Source organism: Arthrobacter sp. MP_M4 (assembly GCF_035984855.1).
Taxonomy (GTDB): domain Bacteria; phylum Actinomycetota; class Actinomycetes; order Actinomycetales; family Micrococcaceae; genus Arthrobacter.
In genome coordinates, this window is sequence record NZ_JAXCHX010000010.1 from 38,019 (window position 1) to 57,470 (window position 19,452).

17 protein-coding genes are annotated in these 19,452 nt (G+C 66.1%); 14 read left to right on the top strand and 3 right to left on the bottom strand.

All coding sequences use genetic code 11. The annotated features are described in order from the left end of the window. Nucleotides 1–7 precede the first annotated feature (7 nt). The 7 genes from atpA (at nt 8) to RCH15_RS09610 (ending at nt 8,813) form a co-directional block, all read left to right on the top strand. A complete protein-coding gene (atpA, locus tag RCH15_RS09580) occupies nt 8–1,645 on the top strand; it encodes a F0F1 ATP synthase subunit alpha (protein ID WP_326960462.1) in 1,638 nt (545 codons plus the stop codon). Nucleotides 1,646–1,721: 76 nt separating this feature from the next. Beyond that, on the top strand, nt 1,722–2,615 hold the full coding sequence (locus RCH15_RS09585) for a F0F1 ATP synthase subunit gamma (RefSeq protein ID WP_326960391.1): 894 nt from the start codon (nt 1,722–1,724) through the stop codon (nt 2,613–2,615). 79 nt (nt 2,616–2,694) lie between these two features. After that, complete coding sequence (gene atpD, locus RCH15_RS09590) at nt 2,695–4,149, top strand: F0F1 ATP synthase subunit beta (protein ID WP_326960392.1); 1,455 nt, start codon at nt 2,695–2,697, stop codon at nt 4,147–4,149. 1 nt (nt 4,150) lies between these two features. Next, nucleotides 4,151–4,435: a F0F1 ATP synthase subunit epsilon gene (locus tag RCH15_RS09595; protein ID WP_024366377.1), complete on the top strand. Its 285-nt coding sequence runs from the start codon at nt 4,151–4,153 to the stop codon at nt 4,433–4,435. Nucleotides 4,436–4,445: 10 nt separating this feature from the next. Beyond that, nucleotides 4,446–4,877, top strand: coding sequence for a DUF2550 domain-containing protein (locus RCH15_RS09600; protein ID WP_326960393.1), 432 nt, complete (start codon nt 4,446–4,448; stop codon nt 4,875–4,877). Between the two features lie 4 nt (nt 4,878–4,881). Further along, complete coding sequence (locus tag RCH15_RS09605) at nt 4,882–6,261, top strand: alpha/beta hydrolase (RefSeq protein WP_326960394.1); 1,380 nt, start codon at nt 4,882–4,884, stop codon at nt 6,259–6,261. 26 nt (nt 6,262–6,287) lie between these two features. After that, on the top strand, nt 6,288–8,813 hold the full coding sequence (locus RCH15_RS09610) for a bifunctional lysylphosphatidylglycerol flippase/synthetase MprF (protein ID WP_409016966.1): 2,526 nt from the start codon (nt 6,288–6,290) through the stop codon (nt 8,811–8,813). A gap of 75 nt (nt 8,814–8,888) precedes the next feature. Here RCH15_RS09610 and RCH15_RS09615 read toward each other — a convergent pair whose 3' ends face one another. Both RCH15_RS09615 and nucS read right to left on the bottom strand, forming a co-directional pair. Further along, nucleotides 8,889–9,092 (bottom strand): cold-shock protein, encoded by a 204-nt coding sequence (locus tag RCH15_RS09615; protein WP_024365900.1) that lies wholly within the window; start codon nt 9,090–9,092, stop codon nt 8,889–8,891. Between the two features lie 264 nt (nt 9,093–9,356). Further along, nucleotides 9,357–10,052: an endonuclease NucS gene (gene nucS / locus RCH15_RS09620; protein ID WP_326960395.1), complete on the bottom strand. Its 696-nt coding sequence runs from the start codon at nt 10,050–10,052 to the stop codon at nt 9,357–9,359. Between the two features lie 59 nt (nt 10,053–10,111). On the opposite strand from nucS, the gene RCH15_RS09625 reads away from it, so the two are divergent. Both RCH15_RS09625 and RCH15_RS09630 read left to right on the top strand, forming a co-directional pair. Further along, nucleotides 10,112–10,465 (top strand): ATP/GTP-binding protein, encoded by a 354-nt coding sequence (locus tag RCH15_RS09625; protein ID WP_326960396.1) that lies wholly within the window; start codon nt 10,112–10,114, stop codon nt 10,463–10,465. A gap of 33 nt (nt 10,466–10,498) precedes the next feature. Then, nucleotides 10,499–11,305, top strand: a complete 807-nt coding sequence (locus RCH15_RS09630) for an alpha/beta hydrolase (RefSeq protein ID WP_326960397.1) — start codon at nt 10,499–10,501, stop codon at nt 11,303–11,305. A gap of 107 nt (nt 11,306–11,412) precedes the next feature. Here RCH15_RS09630 and RCH15_RS09635 read toward each other — a convergent pair whose 3' ends face one another. Further along, nucleotides 11,413–12,597: an AI-2E family transporter gene (locus tag RCH15_RS09635; protein WP_326960464.1), complete on the bottom strand. Its 1,185-nt coding sequence runs from the start codon at nt 12,595–12,597 to the stop codon at nt 11,413–11,415. 315 nt (nt 12,598–12,912) lie between these two features. Here RCH15_RS09635 and RCH15_RS09640 point away from each other — a divergent pair, with 315 nt between their 5' ends. The 5 genes from RCH15_RS09640 to RCH15_RS09660 all read left to right on the top strand — a co-directional run bounded on the left by RCH15_RS09640 (nt 12,913) and on the right by RCH15_RS09660 (nt 19,390). Beyond that, nucleotides 12,913–14,667, top strand: coding sequence for a hypothetical protein (locus RCH15_RS09640; protein ID WP_326960398.1), 1,755 nt, complete (start codon nt 12,913–12,915; stop codon nt 14,665–14,667). A gap of 154 nt (nt 14,668–14,821) precedes the next feature. After that, nucleotides 14,822–15,838 (top strand): tetratricopeptide repeat protein, encoded by a 1,017-nt coding sequence (locus RCH15_RS09645; RefSeq protein WP_326960399.1) that lies wholly within the window; start codon nt 14,822–14,824, stop codon nt 15,836–15,838. After that, nucleotides 15,838–16,938 carry an NADH:flavin oxidoreductase/NADH oxidase gene (locus RCH15_RS09650; protein WP_326960400.1) on the top strand — a complete coding sequence of 367 codons (1,101 nt, stop codon included), beginning with the start codon at nt 15,838–15,840 and terminating at the stop codon, nt 16,936–16,938. The genes RCH15_RS09645 and RCH15_RS09650 overlap by 1 nt, the downstream gene beginning before the upstream one ends. A gap of 92 nt (nt 16,939–17,030) precedes the next feature. Beyond that, the gene (locus RCH15_RS09655) at nt 17,031–17,837 is read left to right on the top strand and encodes an ABC transporter ATP-binding protein (protein ID WP_326960401.1); all 807 of its coding nucleotides are present in this window, start codon (nt 17,031–17,033) and stop codon (nt 17,835–17,837) included. Then, nucleotides 17,819–19,390, top strand: a complete 1,572-nt coding sequence (locus RCH15_RS09660) for a transporter (protein WP_326960402.1) — start codon at nt 17,819–17,821, stop codon at nt 19,388–19,390. The genes RCH15_RS09655 and RCH15_RS09660 overlap by 19 nt, the downstream gene beginning before the upstream one ends. Nucleotides 19,391–19,452 lie beyond the last annotated feature (62 nt).

Below are 19,452 nucleotides of genomic sequence, written 5' to 3' on the forward strand. Positions count from 1 at the left end.
ACTGCAGATGGCCGAATTGACCATCAACGCCGACGACGTCCGTAATGCGTTGAACGAGTTCGCGGCGTCCTACGAACCCGGAAACGCCGAGCGCGTAGAGGTCGGCCGTGTAACAACCGCAGGTGACGGCATCGCCCGTGTTGAGGGCCTTCCCTCGGTCATGGCGAACGAGCTGCTTCGCTTCGAAGACGGCACGCTGGGCCTGGCCCAGAACCTCGACGTCCGCGAAATCGGCGTCATCGTCCTCGGTGACTTCACGGGAATCGAAGAAGGCCAGGAAGTCCACCGCACCGGACAGGTTTTGTCCGTGCCGGTAGGCGACGCCTTCCTCGGCCGCGTGGTTGACCCGCTGGGCGAGCCCATCGACGACCTCGGCGAGATCAAGGCAGAAACCACCCGTGCGCTGGAACTCCAGGCGCCCGGCGTGACCCAGCGCAAGTCGGTCCACGAACCGATGCAGACGGGCCTCAAGGCGATCGACGCCATGATCCCGATCGGCCGCGGCCAGCGCCAGCTGATCATCGGTGACCGCCAGACCGGCAAGTCGGCAATTGCCATCGACACGATCATCAACCAGAAGGCCAACTGGGCTTCCGGGGATGTCAACAAGCAGGTGCGCTGCATCTATGTAGCCATCGGCCAGAAGGCATCAACAATCGCGGCCGTCCGTCAGACCCTTGAGGACAACGGCGCCCTGGAATACACCACGATCGTGGCTTCCCCCGCGTCCGACCCCGCCGGCTTCAAGTACCTCGCACCGTACGCCGGTTCGGCGATCGGCCAGCACTGGATGTACGGCGGCAAGCACGTCCTCATCGTGTTTGATGACCTTTCCAAGCAGGCCGAGGCCTACCGTGCAGTATCGCTGCTGCTCCGCCGCCCGCCGGGACGCGAAGCCTACCCGGGCGACGTCTTCTACCTGCACTCCCGCCTGCTGGAGCGTTGTGCCAAGCTCTCTGACGAGCTCGGTGCCGGTTCGATGACCGGCCTGCCGCTCATCGAGACCAAGGCAAACGACGTCTCGGCCTACATCCCGACCAACGTGATCTCCATTACTGATGGCCAGATCTTCCTGCAGTCGGACCTCTTCAACGCCAACCAGCGTCCGGCTGTCGACGTGGGTGTGTCTGTTTCCCGCGTTGGTGGCGCCGCCCAGGTCAAGTCCATGAAGAAGGTCTCCGGTACCTTGAAGCTGGAACTGGCCCAGTACCGGGACATGCAGGCTTTCGCAATGTTCGCGTCGGACCTCGACGCCGCATCGCGCCAGCAGCTGACCCGTGGTGCGCGCCTGATGGAACTGCTCAAGCAGGGCCAGTACTCGCCGTTCCCGGTTGAGAACCAGGTCGTTTCCATCTGGGCCGGCACCAATGGTCACCTCGACGATGTTCCGGTTGAGGACATCAACCGGTTCGAGACCGAGTTCCTGGACCACCTCAAGCACAAGTCCTCCATCCTGACGACGCTGGCCCAGACCAACGTCATGAGCGATGACACTGCAGAAGCATTGAAGACCGCGATCGTGGACTTCAAAAAAGGCTTCTTCGGCGAGGGAGACAACCACCTGGTAGGTGCGGGGCACGAAGAACATGCCGCCATCAACGAGGCACAGGTCGACCAGGAAAAAATCGTCAAGCAGAAGCGCTAGTTCCGCTGGCAGGGACTGCCGGAACCCCACCGGGTTCCGGCAGTCCCGGCCACCGGGATCTTAGGAAAGGATAAGTATGGGAGCCCAGATCCGGGTCTACCGCCAGAAGATCAGCTCGACGACGTCGATGCGCAAGATCTTCAAGGCGATGGAACTGATCGCTACCTCGCGCATCGGCAAGGCCCGAGCACGCGTAGCAGCTTCACTGCCTTACGCAAACGCCATCACGCGTGCCGTTTCTGCTGTCGCAAGCCAGAGCGAAATCGACCACCCGCTGACCACCGAGCCGGAGCAGATCCGCCGGGCCGCCGTCCTGGTAATCACCTCGGACCGTGGCCTTGCAGGGTCGTACTCGGCCAGCGTGCTCAAGCAGGCGGAAGGCCTGAACGAGCTGCTCGTCGAGGAGGGCAAGGAAGTCAAGATGTACCTGGTCGGCCGCAAGGCGCAGGCGTACTTCGACTTCCGGAACCGTCCGTACGGGCGTGTCTGGACCGGCGGCACTGATGCGCCGGAATTTGCCACGGCACAGGAAATCGGCGAGGCATTGCTGGCTGACTTTGCGACCGACTACGCAGAGGGAGGCGTCGACGAAATCCACGTCGTCTACACCCGCTTCAAGTCCATGGTCACGCAGGAGCCGACGGTTGTCCGTCTTCTCCCGCTTGAGGTTGTCGAAGAGACGGCGGCGTCCGAGTCGGACCTCCTGCCGCTCTATGAGTTCGAGCCGGAAACGGAGCGGGTCCTTGACGCTCTGCTGCCGCGCTACATCGAATCACGCATCTTCGCCGCGATGCTGCAGGCAGCAGCTTCCGAACTCGCTGCCCGCCAGCGGGCAATGAAGTCCGCCGGTGACAATGCCACGGAGCTCATCAAGAAGTTCACGCGTCTGCGCAACACCGCCCGCCAGGCTGAAATTACGCAGGAGCTTTCCGAGATCGTGGCCGGTGCCGACGCGTTGAACGCGTCCTAGCCCCACGAACCCGGATCCAGCTGTACCTGCACCAAAGTAAACTTAACCCCAACGCCATCTACTGAGTGAAGTGAGAGAGATGACTGCCACAGCTACCGAACACGTAGCAGCGACGACCGGTGCTACCGGCCGTATTGCACGTGTTATTGGCCCGGTTGTCGACGTCGAATTCCCGGCTGACGCAATCCCCTCGATTTACAACGCACTCACCACCGAGGTAACCCTCAACGGTGAGACCAAGACGATCACGTTCGAGGTTGCCCTGCACCTCGGCGACAACGTCATTCGCGCCATCTCCCTGCAGGCGACCGACGGACTTGTCCGCGGCACCGCAGTGGTGGACTCGGGCGCCCCGATCTCCGTGCCTGTCGGCGACGTCGTCAAGGGACACATCTTCAACGTCCTCGGACAGCCGCTTGACGTGACTGAGTCGGAGCTCGAAATTACCGAGCGCTGGCCCATCCACCGCAAGGCGCCTGCCTTCGCGACGCTTGAAGGTTCCACCGAGATGATGGAAACCGGCATCAAGGTCATCGACCTTCTCACCCCGTACATCAAGGGTGGCAAGATCGGTCTCTTCGGCGGTGCCGGTGTCGGCAAGACCGTGCTGATCCAGGAAATGATCACCCGTGTTGCCCGTAACTTCGGCGGCACCTCGGTGTTCGCCGGCGTGGGCGAGCGTACCCGTGAAGGCAACGACCTCTGGGTTGAAATGGAAGAAGCCGGCGTCCTCAAGGACACCGCCCTTGTCTTCGGCCAGATGGATGAGCCGCCGGGAACGCGTCTTCGCGTCGCCCTGTCCGCCCTGACCATGGCGGAGTACTTCCGCGATGTGCAGAACCAGGACGTGCTGCTCTTCATCGACAACATCTTCCGCTTCACCCAGGCAGGCTCCGAGGTTTCCACCCTCCTCGGCCGCATGCCCTCGGCCGTGGGCTACCAGCCCAACCTGGCAGATGAGATGGGCCTCCTCCAGGAGCGCATCACCTCCACCAAGGGCCACTCGATCACCTCGATGCAGGCCATCTACGTTCCCGCAGATGACTACACCGACCCGGCACCGGCCACGACTTTCGCACACCTCGACGCGACCACGGAACTTTCCCGTGAAATCGCTTCCCGTGGTCTGTACCCGGCCGTTGACCCGCTGACGTCGACGTCCCGCATCCTGGATCCGCAGTACATCGGTAACGACCACTACAACACGGCCGTCCGCGTCAAGCAGATCCTGCAGAAGAACAAGGAACTTCAGGACATCATCGCCATCCTCGGCGTTGACGAGCTCTCTGAAGAAGACAAGATCGTCGTCTCGCGCGCACGCCGCATCCAGCAGTTCCTCTCGCAGAACACCTACACCGCCAAGCAGTTCACCGGCGTCGAGGGCTCCACCGTGACCATCAAGGACACCGTTGAAGGCTTCACCGCGATCTGCGACGGCGAGCTGGACCACATCGCGGAGCAGGCGTTCTTCAACGTCGGCGGCCTCGATGACGTTGAGCGCCAGTGGGCCAAGATCCAGGAACAGACCAAGTAATATGGCTGAGCTTGAGGTTGAAATTGTCGCAGCGGACCACTTCGTGTGGTCCGGGGCAGCCACCATGGTCAAGGCCCGCACCAGCGATGGTGAAATCGGAATCCTGCCCGGCCACTCGCCCCTGCTGGCGATTCTGGCCGAAGGTGAACTGGCCATCCAGCCGGTCTCCGGTGACCGTATTGCAGTAGTTGTGGACGGCGGGTTCTTCTCCGTCGACAACAACCGGGTCGTCATTGTTGCTGACAACGCCCAAATGGGCGACGCGGCTACTGCGGGGATCCGCTAGCACGACCTTGATGAACGATATGGGTTTGCCGTTCATCATTCTGGCGACGGTCTTTGCGTTGCTGGTCTTAGCACTGTGCCTCTCCGGGGTGCGCCGCTTCACGTTGCGGCGTGCCCTGGGCACGGTGGACGCCTCCATTTGCACGGTTGGAAACAGCTGGCAGATGGGGGTTTGTCGTTATCAGGACAACGACCTCGAGTGGTTCCGTCTCGCCTCGCTGAGCACGCGGCCCAAGCACACGTTCCGCCGCAGTTCGCTGGAGCTGATCGCCCGACGCAAACCCACTGAGTCCGAGCTCGTTCAGGTCCAGCCGAATGCCGTGATCGTGGAGCTCCGGTACGAGGGCGGTGACATCCGGCTCGCCATGCGGTTCGATGCCTACACGGGATTGTGCTCCTGGCTTGAAGCCGGCCCGGTCATCGGCGTCGGCACCTGGCGCTAGCCCGGTGGACTTTCTTGAGGACCTGCGGATTGTCGACGGGCCGGTGCTGCTGGTCGCCTGGGCTGCCGGTGCCGCCGGCTTTTTCTACTTCCTCCGGCAGGGCGGACGGTTCCGCACCCGCACTCCCGCAGGCCCCCGCTGGCTGGCCCTCGTGCTGCCTGTTGCGGTCTGCCTCCTGTGTGCCGCTGGCCTGCTGGCCGGTGCGCATTGGACGCTGATCTATCTCTTCTCGGTCTTCCCCGGCGAGCTTCCGCCCGAGGTCCTCGCCTGGTCCCTGCCCGGGGTCACGGCGTTGCTGCTGTGGATCCTGCACCTGTGGCGGACCTGGCGGGGCGCCGGGCGCACGGACGGCCGGTCCGGGTTGTGGCGCTCGGTCGGCACGACGGCGGTATCGACCGCCGCCCTGTTCGGCGTCGTGCTGCTTTCCGCCGTCCAGATCAACGCCTACTTTGGCCTCAACCACACGGTGAGTGACCTCACAGGCACAGCCGTGGCGCGCATCCCCCCGCTGGAGGATGCGCTGCGCCGTGCCTCCGGAGGCGCACCGGGAAGCAGTCTGTCCCAGTGGGTCCCGCCCGCTGACCTGCCCGACGGCGGCGTGCTGCGCCGTGCCGCCATTCCGGGCACCAGCTCCGGCTTTCAAAGCCGGGAGGCGTACATTTACCTGCCGCCGGCGTACCTCTCCGCTTCCCGGCCGGCGTTGCCCGTGCTGGTTCTCTTCGCCGGGCAGCCCGGGGCGCCGGCGGACTGGCTTACCGGGGGGGCGCTCCGCAGCCGCCTGGACCGGTTCGCGGCAGAACACCACGGCGTGGCTCCGGTGGTGGTGGTGGTGGACCCCAACGGTTCGTCCGCAGGCAACACCCTCTGCATGGACAGCAGAATCGCGCAGGCCGACACGTTCCTCGCCGTGGATGTGCCGGCCTGGATTAACCGGACCCTGGAGGTTGATCCTGATCCCAGGCTGTGGGCGGCCGGGGGATTCTCCTTCGGAGCTACCTGCGCCGTGCAAATGGTCACCCGGCACCCGGACGTCTACAGCTCCGCCCTGGCTTTCTCCAGTGAACGCGAACCCGCCCTCGCCAAGGAGCGGGACAAGACCATCGCTGCCGCTTTCGGTGGCGATGTTGAAGCCTTCGAGCGCCAGACGCCGCTGCGGCTCATGATGGACCGCCGCTTTGACGGGGACGCCATCTACTTTGGCGCCGGCGAGCGGGACCCGGAGTTTGTCGGCTACATGGATGTCCTGTCCGCGGCCGCCCGCGATGCCGGCTTCACCGTGGCTACCCGCAGGATTGCCGGCGCCGGGCATTCCTGGGAGACCGGCTCCAAAGGGCTGCCGTCAGGGCTTGAGTTCCTCGCGTCCCGGTGGGGGATCACCCAGTGAGCCGGACCGGAACGGGCCACCGGCAGATCTCCGGTGTCGGCTCCCTGCTAGAACTCGCGGGGGAGACTCTGCGACGGTCCCTGGGCCATCTGCGGGCCATACCGTTCACCTTGGCGGTCCTGGCTGGTTTTCTGCTGACCGGGGCGGTCACCGGCAGTTTCCTCAACGGGCCGCCGGAATCCCTGCTCGGCGTCGCCTCCGTCAGCGCCCAGGGACTCAAAGCCGGGCACTGGTGGTCCCTGTTCACCTCCCTGTTCTTCGCCACCAACCCGCCCGCGTATGCTGCGGCTGCGCTGATGATTCTGCTCCTTCTGGGCCTCGCTGAGCGGCAGCTGGGCAGCCTGCGGACAGCCGTTTTCTATTTCGCTGCGCAGTTCGCGGCGGTGACCCTTTTCCTGTTGGTGACACAACTTGCCCACTATGCCGACGACGGCTGGCTCGGCCGCATGGTCAATGCCCGGCTCATGGGTCCGTACGCCGCGGTGCTGGCCGTTTCCCTGGCGTCCAGCGGCCTGCTGCCCACGTTGTGGCAGCGGCGGCTGCGCACCACGGTGCTGTCCATTTCACTCATGCTGGTGCTGTACGTCGGGCACGCGGAGACCGTCGTGGGCTTCACCGGGGCACTGGCAGGACTGGCCGCCGGCTGGTGGATCCAGGGCGACAAGGGCACCCTGCACCGCCACCGCTCCACGGGACGCGAAACAAGGAACCTGCTCGCGCTCACGGTGGCGATCTTCGCCAGCGGTCCCATCGTCACTGCCACCGTCCGGAGCCCCACCGGGCCGCTGGCCTTGCTGCGCGACGTCGTCCTGAATCCCTTGCCCACGCTAAACCAGTTGGAACAGTACTGCGGCGGGGCCATCGACGTCACCTGCCTGGAAGCAGGCCGGGCCGGTTTCGCAGGGCCGCTGGGCCTCGCGCTGGCCGTCGTTCCGGTGGTGCTGCTGCTCATCTGTGCGGACGGCATGCGCCATGGCCGGCGGCTGGCCCTACGGATCGCGATCATAGTCCAGCTCGCCGTCACCGCCCTGGCCGCCGTGTACCTGTCCCTCTTCGCGAGGATTCCGCAGTACTCCGGCCGGCCCCGTTCCGGTGTCATGGGCTCAAGTTTTGTCCACGTGCTCCCCTTGGTCATTGTTCCGCTGGTGCTCGTGGTTCTCCTGGCAGCCAACCGGCGGCAGTTCCGCGTGGAAACGGGTCCCCGCGCCCGCCGGGCCCTCGCCGTGGTGGTCGGCGGTACCTGGCTGGTGCTGGCCGGCGCCTACACCGGCGTCTGGCTGGCCGCCGGAGGCATGGACCGCGACGGCGGCCTGCTGGGCCTGGCCGCCGAACTTTCCCGCCAGTACCTGCCGCTTCCCATCCCGGGAACCTACAGCCGCATCTTTGAGGGCCGGCATCCGGCCGAGGCCTTCCTGTTCGCCACCTCCGGCATCATCTTCTGGGCGGTGGCCCTGGTTGCTGTATGGATCGTCCTGCAGCACCGGCTGCACCGCACCGACGCCGGCGCGGGCGATCGCGATGTGGCCCGCAGCCTGATCCGCCAGGGCGGCGACTCGCTGTCCTGGATGGCGCTGTGGGAGCCGAACAAATACTGGTTCGCCCCGGAGGGCCGCGGGGGAGTGGCCTATCAGCAGCACGGCAACGTCGCGTTGACTCTGGCGGGTCCCTTCGGCCCGGCCGCCTGCCATGCGGAGGCCGCCAGTGGTTTCATCAGGTATTGCACCGATCATGCCCTCATCCCGTGTTTCTATTCCTGCACGGATGCACTGTGGCCGTTGTTGAAGAGCCGGGGCTTCCGTCGGGTCGCGGTGGCTCAGGAGACCCGGCTGGCCGTGCGCTCCCTTGAATTCAAAGGCAAGGACTGGCAGAACGTCCGGACGGCCCTGAACCGGGCCGCGAAGACCGGAGTGCACGCGGTGTGGGGCCGCTACGCTGATTTCGCGCCGGCCGTGCGGGCCCAGCTGAGTGAAGTCTCGGAGGATTGGGCCGCGCAAAAGTCCGTCCCGGAGATGGGTTTCACGCTCGGCGGCATCGACGAGCTGGAGGATGAGGAGGTGCTGTGCTGCCTCGCCGTGGACGCCGAGGGGCAGGTCCACGGGGTGACCAGCTGGCTGCCGGTCCACGCGGACGGCCGGTTGGTGAGCTGGACGCTGGACTTCATGCGCAGGCGCGGAGACGCATTTCCCGGCGTGATGGAGTTTTTGATCGCTTCGGCGGTGCTGGAGCTGCGCAGCTCGGTGGAGGTCATTTCCTTGTCCGGATCGCCGCTGGCGAAGGATGCGGCGGCCGTGGCGGACGTGGCCGGCGAGGACTCCGGTTCCGAGTCGCTCGCCAGGATCCTCGACGTCGTCGGAAAGGCGCTGGAGCCGGTGTACGGGTTCCGTTCCCTGGCTTCCTTCAAATCCCGTTTCCAACCGGAATACCGGACGCTCTACCTCTATTACCAGGATCCCTTGCAGCTGCCCGCCATGGGACGGGCACTGAGCCAGGCGTACCTGCCGGGCCTCTCGGTGCGGCAAAGTGCGCGCCTGCTGAGAAGCCTCGTGCGCTAAAGAAATGGTCCCCGGCTGTACGAGCCGGGGACCATTTCCGCGCGGAACTGCCGTTGGCAGTCCTGCTGCGGGGTACTAGACCAGCGTTACGCCGGTGGCCTGCGGACCCTTGGCGCCCTGGCCGATTTCGAACTGAACGCGGGCGTTCTCGTCGAGGGTCTTGAAGCCACCGGTCTGGATCTCGGAGTAGTGAACGAAGACATCGCCGTCGGAGTCATCCGGGGTGATGAAGCCGAAGCCCTTTTCAGCGTTAAACCACTTGACGGTTCCCTGTGCCATGTATTTCTCCTGATTATGGATGTTGAATAAGAACGGCACACTGCGTGCCGGGCTTGGTCACTCCGCGAGAAGAACCGTGGCTGTAGGACCGGGGAAGCCGGACTTTAGGCGGCAGGCGCTTTCCGCTCGCAACACGTCTTGCGAGCATGAAGAACACCTACACAAAGACTCGTATAAGAATTTCATGCCCGTTGCGCCAGGTCAACGGTCAGTGAGCACAATTCTCCAAATTTTGTACAAAGAATCGACGAATGGTGTCGGCGGTTAAAAGAGCCGGGATTCGACGTCGTCGACACCGCGCATGGCATCGTAATCGAGGGTGACGCAGTCGATCCCGCGATCGTTCGCGAGGACCTTCGCCTGGGGTTTGATCTGCTGGGCGGCGAAAATGCCGCGGACCGGTGCGAGAAGCGGATCGCGGTTGAGCAGTTCAAGGTAGCGCGTGAGCTGCTCGACGCCGTCGATGTCGCCGCGCCGTTTGAGCTCGATGGCCACCGTCCCGCCAGTGGAATCCCTCGCGAGGATGTCCACCGGACCGATCGCCGTGAAATACTCGCGGCGGATCAGGGAGAAACCGGCGCCCAGGAGCTCTATCTGGTCGGCCAGCAGGCGCTGCAGGTCAGCTTCCACACCGTCCTTAATCAGTCCAGGGTCCTGGCCGAGCTCATGGGAGGTGTCGTGAAGCTGTTCATGGATATTAATGATCAGCCGGTCATCGGTTTTGGCGGACTGAACGGTCCACTGCTCGATCACGCCGATTTCCACCTCCACCTCGTCCGGAGTGGAGACCCGCAGGGACGCCGGAGGGCTCATCCAGTTCAGCGGCTTATAGGATCCGCCGTCGGAGTGGACCAGCACGGAGCCGTCGGCCTTGACCAGCAGGAGCCGGGTGGCCAGTGGGAGATGGGCTTTGAGCCGGCCGACATAATCAACGGAGCAACGGGCAATGACTAAACGCACCCGCACAACACTACCGTCTACCGGGGCAGGGGACGCCCCGACTGGGGCAGAATGGAACCATGCCCCGTTCCAACCGACCCCGCCGCGCTGCCCCGGGCCGGGCCGGTTCCGGCAAAGCAGCCAAGCCCGGAGCCAAAGGCGGCCCGGTGCCTGAGCTTGACCTGGAGCGCGCGCGCACCGGGTTCGCGCGCCGGGAGAGTGCGCCGGACGGGGAGTGGACGGTCCGGCCCATCACCGCTGGGCGCGCGGAGAAGACGTACATCTGTCCCGGCTGCTCGACGGCGGTGCTGCCTGGAGTAGCGCACCTTGTGGTCTGGTCGGAAGACCACTTGTTTGGGGCGGCAGCCGGGCTTGCTGAGCGCCGGCACTGGCATACCAACTGCTGGGCGTCGCGCAGCTACCGCTACCGCTGAGAAGTGGGCGGCCGCTGTCGCTAAGCTGGATGCATGAGTTTTGACCCGGCGTCGTACGTCTTCAGCCAGCCAGCCGCCCCCACCGCGATCCGTGCCTCCACCGTGCTGCCGGCCCGCCGCGAGAACGTGGAGCTCCGCACGGGCGACGGGCACCGGCTCGTCGGTGAGCTGGCCCTCCCGGAATCCGGTGACATCAAGGCAACCCTGATCACCCTCCACCCGTTGCCGACCCACGGGGGGTTCATGGACTCCCACATCTACCGGAAGGCCTCCTACCGGCTGCCTGCCCTGGCCGGAATCGCCGTGCTCCGGTTCAACACCCGCGGCACCGGCTCGCCACGGGGAACGTCCGAGGGAGCATTCGAGGAGGGTATCGGGGAACGCCTCGACGTCGAGGCGGCCGTAAAGTTCGCCGTGGACCGCGAGCTGCCGAACCGCTGGCTCGTAGGCTGGTCCTTTGGCACCGAGCTGGCCCTCATGTATGGAGCGTCCGAGCCGGTGGCCTCGGAGGTGCAGGGCGCCATCCTGCTGTCACCGCCGTTGCACCGGGCCGCCGACGTGCACCTGTTGGAGTGGGCGGCGTCCGGCAAACCGCTCAAGGTCCTGGTTCCTGAGCTTGACGACTACCTCCAGCCGGCCGAGGCCGCGCAGCGCTTCGGCGTGGTGCAGCAGGCCCGGGTGGTGGGCGTGGACGGTGCCAAACACCTGTGGGTGGGGGAGAAGTATGCCGGCCGCGTCCTCAACGAGATCGTCGATGAGGTCCTGCCGGCGCTCCCCGGCGAAGCACCGTCCGCGCTGCCCCTGCAATGGGACGGTCCGGTCGCCACAGCGCACGGCTAAGCCGGCACGTCCGGAGAGAGCAAAGAAAAGGGCGGCCCGCTGCATGGATCCACGCAGCGGGCCGGCCCTTTCCGTCGCGGAGAAGTCGCGGAGAACCTGACGGATTCCTAGTGCCGGTCCTGGCGGACGATGAAGATCTCCTTGATCAGGAGCATGATCGCCGCGGCGGTGGGAATGGCGATCAGTGCGCCCAGGACACCGAGCAGGCTGCCGCCGGCAATCACCGAGATAACGGCAACGGCGCCGGGCACGGCGACGGCCTTCTGCATGATGCGCGGAGAGATGAAGTAGGCCTCGAACTGCAGGTAGGCAAAGTAGCAAATGGCGTACACCGCGGCGGTCTGCCATCCTGCAGTGAGGGCGATCAGCGTCACGATGACCCCGGCAATCATGCCGCCGACCAGCGGAATGAAGGCCAGCAGGGCCACGACGAAGGCGAGCAGCACGGCGAACGGGACACCAACGATCGACATCACGATGAACGCGAAGATGGCGTTGACCAGGGCCACGACAGCCTGGCCGATCACGTAGTTGCCTACCGACCCGGTGATTTCCTCCGACAAGGCCTCGACCCTGCCCCGGCGGGACCGTGGTGCGAGGCGGTAGCCCCACTTCTTCATGGCCGGCAGCGCGGCGAGGAAGTACAGGCTCAGCACCAGCACAATGAGTGCACCGAACAGGCCGTTCGCCACCGTGGACCCGAAGCCCACCACTCCGCCGAAGATTCCGCCCATGGTCTCCGGGTTATTGACGAACTTTGCCAGTTCCTGGGTCACGCGCTCGCGCACCCCGTACTGGTTATCGATGCTGCGGAAGAAATTGGAGTTGACGAAGTCCGTGATCCAGTGCGGCGCTTCCTGGACGATCTGGGTGACCTGCTGGACGATCGTGGGGATCAAGGTGGCAAAGAAACCGGCGATGGCCAGGCCCAGCGTGGCTACAGCGAGCACGATGCCGGCGGCCCTCGGCACCCTTTTCGTTTCAAGCCAGCGCACCACGGGATCCAGGCCCAGGGCGATGAAAAGCGCAGCGACGATCCAGAGCAGCAACTGCGTGGTGTTGGAACCAATCCAGTAAACAAGCAGTGCGACGCCCACACCCACGGTGCCCATGAAACCGACGTAAAAGGGGTGCTGGGAGGACATCCGCGGGCCGGGGCGGCCGAAGCGGGTGTCCGCGTCGGTCTCCGGTGCCGTCTCGTCCTCCTCATGCTCCGGCGGGAATTCGAAGCGAAGCCGGGGCTGGGCTCCCGGCAGGGGCTGGCGCAACCGCTGGGCCATGGTGTTCAGCATCCCGGCCAGGGCCGCCCGCCGCGGCGAGACCTGCTCGTCCGGACTTCCCACCGTGCTGCCGGATTCCGGTGCTTCTTCCGGTCCTGAGGGGGACGAATCCGTGTGTCCAGTCACTGCGCTAAATGCCCTTTTTGCTGTTAAAACCGGCGGGGGACGCGGTAGCGGCCCCCGTGTGATGATCTTCGCAAACACTATCAGCAGGCTTGTTGCTGCGCGCCCGGACAGCCGGGAAAGGTGCCACCGAAGGGATTGACAACCGGACCGATCTGACTCTGTGGTAACAAACTGGTTACCATTGAAGCTAAGTGTCCGCTGATGATAGGTAATATTTTGCGTTTCAAGACTGCAGTTGCAGTACTGCTGCTGGGCCTCCTGACACTGCTGGCCGGCATTGGCCAGAAGACCTTTTGGGCTCCGCCGGAAACCGTCACCGCCAGCGCACCCGCCGGCACCGATGCGCCGCTGACCGTGTTTGACGGGAAACTCCGCACTCTCCACGACGGCACGGTGACCATCAACGTCAAGGGCGAGGGGAGTTTTATGCTCGCGGCCGGCCGGCCGGACGATGTTCAAGCGTGGGTGGGGAACACTGCGCACAACACTGTCTCGGGTGTTTCCGAGGACAGCAAGGCGTTGCAGGTGACGCGTACCGACGGCGACGCCACGGCGCCCTCGCCGGCCGGCTCGGATCTGTGGGTGACGACCGAAGACGCCAATGGCGAGCTGAAGTACAACTGGACCCCGCCGGCGGACGGTGACTGGTCCTTGCTGCTGGCAGCAGATGGGACCAAACCCGCCCCCAGTTCCATCAGCATGACCTTCCCGAACGACACGTCCACTCCGTGGGCCATTCCTTTGATGGTTCTTGGCGGCCTCCTGATCCTGGTCGGTGCGGCGCTCCTTGCGTTCAAGCCCAAGGGCGGCAAACGCGCCGGGAGGGGCGGGAAAACCGCCGCGGCTGCACGAACGGCTCCCGTGGCCGGCGCCGCAGCGGATGAGCCGAAGAACACCATCGAACAGCTCGCCGCCGCACCGGTCTCCGCAGCCAAGCGCCGCCGGCGCACCGGTGCAGTCGCCGCAGTACTGACGGCCACCGCACTCGCCGGCAGCGGTGTTGCCGCGCAGGCCAGCCAAACGCCGACGCCGTCGCCGAGCACTTCTTCCGCAGCCGCCGGGCAGGGCCCCGCTTCCCCGGTCCTGGTCGATGCGCAGGTCCGCCGCATCCTTGAGCAGGTCGCGAGTGCCGTGGATGCCGGCGACGCCGCCAAGGACGCCGGCAAGCTGGCGTCCCGCGTGGCGGGGACCGAGATCAACGTCCGCACGCAGAACTATAGGATCCGCTCCCAGGTGGGCTCCTACGAGGCCCGGATGCCGGTCCGCGCCACCAAGCTTCTCACCACCGTTATCCCCGACAACCGCTCCTGGCCGCGCACGGTTTTGGCGGTCACGCAGGGCGAGGGCAACGTCGTTCCCCAGCTGCTCACCCTGACCCAGACCGCCCCGCGGGAGAACTACAAACTGGTCCTCGCCACGCCGCTGCAGCCGGGCACCACTTTCCCGGAGATCACCCGCGGCGGCACCGGGACGCTGGCACCCTCGGATAAAACCGGCCTGTTGTACAGCGGCGAGGAAGCGCTCGCCGGGCTGGGCGACCGGCTGAAATCAGCCGATTCCGCGTTCAAGGACAAGCTCGCCGAGGGTGCGTCCTCCCCGTACATTGCGGACACTCTGGCCTACCAGACGGACGTGGTGAACTCAGGGGTCAACGGCACGTTCTCCTTCGCCCACACGATCGGGCCGGACAGCCTCGTGGTGTTCCGGACCGCCGACGGCGGGGCCTTGGCCCTGGGCCGCCTCGACTTTGGGTTCGACGGCACCCCCAAGGCCGCCGGTGACAAGCTGACGATCGGTGACGACGCCGCGGCCCTCGCCGGCGGCAAGGAGACAAGTACCGGCATGGTCCTGAACTTTGCCGAGTCCGTAGCCGTCTACATCCCGCCGGCCGGGTCCCAGGACCCGATGAAACTCGTGGCCGCCACCCGGGGGCTTGTGGGAGCCAACTTCAAGTAACGACGAACTGCACGAATCCACCTAAACTGCACGACCCGAAAGGACCCGGCCGGCCAGGCCGGGTCCTTCCTGTTGTGGCCTCTGACCCGGGGCCGGACCAAATGGCCCCGGGTCGAGTGGCATTGGCCCGGGGCGTTGTGGCTAGAGTGGAACCATGACTTCGCCAGCTTCCCGTCCCGTCCCGCCAGCTGCTGCCAACCCGCTGAACCTGCGGGGCGCCGTCGACCTCTCCGCCCTGAAACAGCGTCCTGCACCGCCTTCCGGAACGGGTGCGCCCGTGGTGCCGGGTGCGCCCGTGGTGCCGGGTGCGCCCGCCGGTGGAGACGGCGGGACGGAGCAATCCGGCCGGCCGCTCCGGGTGGACATCACCGAGGCGAACTTTCAGGAACTCGTGGAGCTGTCGGCCCAGGTGCCGGTGGTTGTTGCACTGTGGGCCGCCTATTCCCCGGGATCCGCCGACCTGGTGGATGTCCTCGAACGGATCGTGGACAGCTACGCGGGGCAACTGGTTCTCGGCGCTGCGGACGTCGAGGCGTTCCCCCAACTCGCCCAGGCGTTCCAGGTCCAGGCCGTGCCCACCGCCGTTGCCCTTGTCAAGGGCCAGCCGGTTCCGCTCTTCCAAGGTGGTGCCGAGGAGCCGCAGGTCCGCACCCTGCTCGATGAACTGCTCAAGGTTGCCTCCGCCAACGGCGTCACCGGACGGATCGGTGCGGGCGGACCAGGCGACACCGAGCCTGAGGCTCCGCCGCTCCCGCCCCTGCACCAGAAAGCGTTCGACGCGATAGAGGTGGGTGACTACGCCGCAGCCGCGGAGGCCTACCGCCAGGCCCTTTTGGAGATGCCGGCCGACGCCGACGCCAAGGCCGGTCTTGCCCAGGTGGAGCTGATGGGCCGGCTCCAGCCGCTCTCGGCAACGGACACCGACGCTTTGCGCCAGAAGGCCGCAACCGAGCCGGACAACCTTGAAGCCCAGCTCGCCGTGGCCGACGTGGACGTCGCCGGCGGCCACGTCGAGGACGGCCTGGGGCGGATCGTCGCGTTCATCGGCAGGAATTTCGGTCCGGAACGGGAAACGGCACGGGTACGGCTGCTGGAACTGTTCGACGTCGTCGGCACCGGTGATGACCGCGTTGCAAAAGCACGGCAGAATCTCGCACGGGTGCTGTTCTAGTGGGCTCGGCCCTTTTCGCGCCGCTGGAACTGCGTTCCCTGCACCTGCAGCACCGCGGCTGGGTGTCTCCCATGTGCCAGTACAGCTGCGATCCGGGCACCGGCGAAGGCGTTCCCACTGACTGGCATCTGATGCATCTGGGTTCCTTCGCGACCGGCGGAGCAGCCCTGATCCTCACCGAAGCTGCAGCGGTGAACGCCGCCGGGCGGATCAGTCCCCGGGACGCCGGGCTGTACAACGACAGCCAAGCGGAAGCGTGGGAACGGATCACCGCGTTCGTGCACCGCCACGGTGCCGCGGACGCGAAAATCGGCACCCAACTGGCGCACGGCGGCCGGAAAGCATCCTCCTACTGGCCGTTCTCCGGACAGAAGGGCACCGTCCCGGCCGACGACGGCGGCTGGCCCACCGTCGGACCCGGAACCGGAGCCTTCGACGGCTACGAGGCTCCCTCGGCCATGACCGAACAGGAGATCGAAGGAGTGATTGCCGACTTCGCCGCGGCCGCGGTTCGGGCCGTTTCGGCCGGTTTCGACACGATCGAACTCCATGGCGCCCACGGCTACCTCCTGCATCAGTTCCAAAGCCCGCTCGTCAACGACCGCACGGACCGGTGGGGCGGTGACGAGGCCGGCCGGAACCGGCTCACCCTCGCTGTGATCGATGCCGTGCGCAACGTTATTCCCGACTCCATGCCCTTGCTGTTGCGGATCTCCGCGTCCGATTGGGCCGAGGGCGGCATCGACGTGGAAGCGTCGGTTCGGCTGGCCAGGACGGCCGCTGAACACGGCGTCGACCTCGTGGACGTCTCCAGCGGCGGCGCCGTGGAGTACCAGCAGATTCCGGTAGGACCCGGCTACCAGACCGGCTTCGCGGCCCGGATCCGGCGGGAAACAGGGGTCCGGACCGGGACCGTGGGGCTTCTGACCTCCGCCGGCCAGGCCGAACACGCCGTCGCGACCGGCCAGGCCGACGGCGTCTTCATCGCCCGGGCAGCCCTGCGCGATCCGCATTGGTGGCTGCGGGCAGCGTTCGAACTCGGCCACGAGCTTCCCTGGCCCCCGCAGTACGAACGGGCAGTTCCCCGGCACTCATTTTGACGTTCCGGAGCGTCTGGCGTTTTGGACGGTACGGACGAGGATACGCCTTCCGGACGATCCGCTGAGGGGGCTGCGGCGGTTAGTCTATCGACATGACTTTTCAGCAACCGCATCCGCACACCCCTGGCCAGCAGCCGGGCCCTCCGGTGCCGGCACTGTCACTTCGCGGGCTGGCCAAGCGCTTCGGCACCAAGATCGCCGTTGACGGCATCAACCTGGACGTGCCCGCCGGTTCCTTCTACGGGATCGTCGGGCCGAACGGGGCCGGCAAGACCACCACACTGTCGATGGCCACCGGACTGCTGCGGCCCGATTTCGGCACGGCGCTGGTGCACGGAGTTGACGTCTGGCAGCACCCGCTGGAGGCGAAAAAGCTGATGGGAATCCTGCCCGACGGTGTCCGGCTCTTTGACCGGCTGACCGGCGAGCAACTGGTGAGCTACGCCGGGCTGTTGCGCGGAATGGGCCGGGACGTTGTTGCCGAGCGGGTCAAGGAGTTGCTGGCCGCCCTGGACCTCAGCCCCGACGCCGGAACTCTTGTGGTGGACTACTCCGCCGGCATGACCAAGAAGATAGCCCTCGCCTCCGCATTGATCCACGCGCCCCGGCTGCTGGTCCTCGATGAGCCGTTCGAGTCTGTGGATCCGGTCTCCGCTGCCAACATCCGCGACATTCTGGACCGGTACGTGGCGTCCGGGGGCACCGTCATCGTTTCCAGCCACGTCATGGACCTGGTCCAGCGGATGTGCGACCACGTCGCTGTGGTCGCCGCCGGGCGCGTCCTTGCGGCCGGGACTGTGGACGCTGTCCGCGCGGGCGAATCCCTCGAGGACCGCTTCGTCCAGCTGGTCGGCGGGCGCAACCATTCAGGGGGGCTGGAATGGTTGCGCACCTTCTGAAGCTCAAGCTGACACTGCTGCGCAATGGCGTCCGGCGCAGCCCCTGGCAACTGTTCGGCCTTGTCATCGGTGCACTCTATGCGCTGGGCCTGGTAGCCCTCGGGATCTGGGGGCTGCTGGTCCTCCGCGGGGCGGACGCCGGCCTGGCGCAGACCGTGGTGGTCCTCGGCGGAGCTGCGGCACTGTTGGGGTGGGCCGTCGTCCCGGTCGCGGCCTCCGCCGCTGATTCGACCCTGGACCCTGCGCGGTTCACCACCTTCGCCGTACCCATGCCGGCGCTGCTCACCGGGCTGGCGCTTGGCGGGCTCATCGGAATTCCAGGCACAGCCACACTGCTGGTCGCGTTGGGCACTGTGGGGACCTGGTCCCGGAATCTTCCCGGCGCGGGAGGTGCACTTCTCGGAGCGGTCCTTGGGGTGCTGTCCTGCATCGTGGTGTCCAAGGTGGTCACCACTGCCACCGCCGGACTGGCGGGTTCCCGCCGGTTCAAAGATGCCAGCGCAATTGTCTTCCTGATTCCGCTGGTTTTGCTGGGCCCCATCCTGGCAGGCATCTCCGAGGGCATCGCGAACTCGGGGGACTTCCTCCCCGGACTTGCCGAGACGTTGTCCTGGACTCCGGCCGGGGCCGCCTGGGCGCTCGGCGGTGACCTCGCCACGGGAAATTACGGCGCGGCCGCGGTAAAGCTCCTGATCGCCGCCGCCACCCTCGCCGGGCTGGTGCTGAGCTGGAAGCTACTGCTCCAACGGGCCCTTGTCACGCCGCCGTACGCCGGAACGGCCAGGAAACGGGCCGGCGGACTGGGCTTTTTTGGGTTGTTCCCGGCGACGCCAACGGGCGCAGTCGCGGCCCGGTCCCTGAGCTACTGGCTTCGGGACCCCCGGTACGCGGGCTCCCTGGTGATCGTGCCGCTGCTGCCGGTGCTGATGCTGTTCCAGACCAGCCAGACCGGGTCCTACGGCATGCTCCTTCTCGTCGGCCCGCTGACAGCGTTCCTGCTTGCCTGGTCGATCTCAGCCGACGTCTCCTACGACAGCACCGCCTTCGCACTGCACCTTTCGACGGGAGTGAGGGGGGTCAACGACCGGCTCGGCCGTGCCGTGGCATGCCTGCTCATCGCCCTGCCGGTGGTGCTGGCGCTCAACGTCCTGCCCTACCTCGTCGGCGCGGACTGGGCGCTCCTGCCCGGAGTGCTCGGACTCTCCCTCGGGGTCCTGTTCAGCGGTGTTGGACTGTCCTCCGTGGTCTCGGCGCGGTACACCGTGGCGGTGCCGCTTCCCGGGGACAGCCCCTTCAAGAAGCCGCCCGCCAACGTCGCGCAGACCATGGCGGTGCAGTTTGGCGGCATGGGAGTGCTCCTGCTGCTCACGCTCCCCGAATCGGTGCTGTTGGTGGCGCAATTCGCCACCGGCAGTGCCACCTACGGCTGGATCAACCTGGTCCTGGGCCCGGCCCTGGGGCTGGCGTTGTTCGTCATCGGGATCCGGCTGGGTGGAAAATGGCTCGACGCGCGGGGGCCGGAACTGCTGGCCCAGCTGGCCGTCAACCGTTGACGGCGCGCCGCAGCCGGGACTGCGATACCCTGCCACTAAGCCCCCGCCAAGGGCACGTCGGA